This window comes from Nonomuraea sp. NPDC003201 (assembly GCF_053590415.1).
Genome location: NZ_JBSFTC010000656.1, coordinates 1 through 2,446, shown reverse-complemented (window position 1 = coordinate 2,446; position 2,446 = coordinate 1). Strand labels below are relative to the sequence as shown.

Sequence of the window (2,446 nt, the reverse complement as noted above, 5' to 3'; positions counted from 1 at the left end):
ATCTGTCTGGAGCTGCTCGCCGCCCCCGGCCCCCTGCCCGTACCGGGCGCGGCCGGAGCCCCGGCGCCCCGCCCCCGGCCCGCCATGCTCCCGGCACACCAGCAGGCCAGGCCGGACCAGGGGATGCTCGTCCGGCACGACCGGGCCGCGCGCCGCTTCGCCGCGGCCTGCGACCTGAAGGACACGGCGGCGCTGCGGGCGGTCCTAGCCGCGGACGCGATCGTCGTCAGCGACGGTGGCGGCAAACTGCGCGCCCCCGTCCGCCCCATCTACGGCGCGGACGCGGTCGCCCGGTTCGTCACGTCCTTGCTGGCCGGCCGGCCCGGCACCGAGGTGGCCGTCGAGTCCGTGAACGGCCGGACGGGCCTGGTGCTGCGCCAGGCGGGCCGGGCCGTGGCAGTGGCCGGCGTGAGCGTCGCCGAAGCCGAGATCACCGCGGTGTGGATCGTCCTGAACCCCGACAAGTTGCAGCACTGGCACCGCCCATGACCAGCGAGCCCTCACCCCAGGCGCCTCATGCGCCGCCGAAAGGCGGACCGGTGAACGAACCGATGCTGTCCACGGAGCACGACTACAGCGGCTCCACGTTCAAACCCCTCTATGTCACGCGCGTCGCCGTCAGCGGCGGCAGCTCCGCCCACGGCCGCGCCACCGGCCGGGCCCGCTCCGCCGACGGCACCCTCGACCTGCGGCTGCGGATGCCCGAGCAGCTCGGCGGCGACAACCCCGGCCCGAACCCCGAGCAGCTCTTCGCCGCCGGATACGCCGCCTGCTTCCACGGAGCCCTCAGCCTGCTGGCCCGCCGGCACCTCCTCGACCCCGCGTCCATCACCGTGGAGGCGAGCGTGGCCTTCGGCCGCGACCCGGCCGACGGCGGCTACCGGCTGAGCGCCGACCTCGTCGTGACCTGGCCCGGCGCCGACCCCGACCGGGTCACCCCGCTGCTCGCCCAGGCCACCGCGCTGTGCCCGTACGCCAAGATGACCCGCCAGGGCATCCCCGCCACCATCACCCTCGCCACCCCCTGATCTTTGCGGGGGGCCGCTCATGCTGCTACCTTGTCCAACGCAAGACACGTTCGTGACAACAGGAACTCTTCGAGGGAGGTGAGGTTAAATGACCGTCGTGGTGATGGCTGCCATCTGCGGCACTCGGTCCATCCTCACGTCCCCGGGCCTTGGCTGACCTTTCGAGGCGCCTTTCCTGGCACGGATGCGGCATGTCCCATCCGCCAAGGCCCCCTTTTCTGCAAAGGGTTCCATTCCGTTGTCATTCGAGCATTCCTTTGACGATGGCCTGTCCGCGTACGGCTGGGACGCAGGGCTCGAACAGTCCTTCGCCTCCTACCGCTCCGCGAGGCTCATTCCCGCCCGCGTGGTCGGCGTCGATCGCGGCGCCTGCGACGTCATCACCGAAACCGGCCCGCTCCGGGCCCGCCTTGCGCTCCCGGCGGTGGCGGATCCGGTCGAGTCCCCGTGCACGGGCGACTGGGCGGCGCTGCGCCCCGGCCCCACGCCCGAGCTGGTCGCGCTGCTGCCGCGGCGCGGCGTCATCGTCCGGTCGTCGGCGTCGCGTACCTCCTACGGCCAGGCCCTGGCCGCCAACGTCGACACGGCGGTCGTGGCCGTCTCACTCGGCGGCCCGCTGAATCCGAGCCGGATCGAGCGGCTGCTGGCGCTGGCGTGGGAGAGCGGCGCCCAGCCCGTGATCGTCCTGACCAAGGCCGACCAGTCGGCCGATCCCGGCCAGGCGGTGACCGCCATCACCGAGCTCGCCCCGGGGGTGGAGATCATCGCCACCAGCGCCGCCACCGGCCAGGGCATGGACGCGCTCACCGCGGCGCTCACCGGCACCGTGGTCCTGCTCGGCCCGTCCGGAGCGGGCAAGTCCACCCTGGGCAACGCGCTGCTGGGCGCCGAGGTCCTGGAGACCGGCGACGTACGCGCGCAAGACGGCAAGGGCCGCCACACCACGGTCCGCCGCCGTCTGGTGCCGCTTCCCGGCGGCGGCGTGCTGATCGACACCCCCGGTCTGCGCGGCGTCGGCCTCCTGGACGCCGACGAGGGCCTGCAGCAGGTCTTCGCCGACATCGAGGAGTTCGCCGAGCAGTGCCGCTTCGGCGACTGCGAGCACGACTCCGAGCCCGGCTGCGCGGTCCAGGCGGCCATCGCCTCAGGTGATCTGAGCGAACGCCGCCTCGACAGCTACCGCAAGCTCCAGCGCGAGAACGCCTGGGCCAGCTCCCGCAGCGACGCGCGCCTGCGCGCCCAGCACGACGATCGCAAGAAGGCGATCACCCGCTCGCTGCGTGAGACCTACGCCTTCCGGGACCGGCAGCGCCGGTCGTGACCAGGTCGCGGGGGGGGGCGCCGGGCCCGCCCGGCCACAAGGGGTTGGGTAAAATATCACAAAAAACAGCAAGAGAGAAGAACGGGAAAAAAACGCA

2 protein-coding genes and 1 pseudogene are annotated in these 2,446 nt (G+C 72.6%); all 3 read left to right on the top strand.

Features of this window, described 5'->3' with window-relative positions:
* Positions 1–489, top strand: a pseudogene (locus ACWDX9_RS62370) (hypothetical protein); the annotation flags it as partial.
* Positions 490–539: 50 nt separating this feature from the next.
* The gene (locus ACWDX9_RS62365) at positions 540–1,028 is read left to right on the top strand and encodes an Ohr family peroxiredoxin (protein ID WP_449973292.1); all 489 of its coding nucleotides are present in this window, start codon (positions 540–542) and stop codon (positions 1,026–1,028) included.
* A gap of 238 nt (positions 1,029–1,266) precedes the next feature.
* Positions 1,267–2,349 (top strand): ribosome small subunit-dependent GTPase A, encoded by a 1,083-nt coding sequence (gene rsgA, locus ACWDX9_RS62360; protein ID WP_449973291.1) that lies wholly within the window; start codon positions 1,267–1,269, stop codon positions 2,347–2,349.
* Positions 2,350–2,446: the final 97 nt, after the last annotated feature.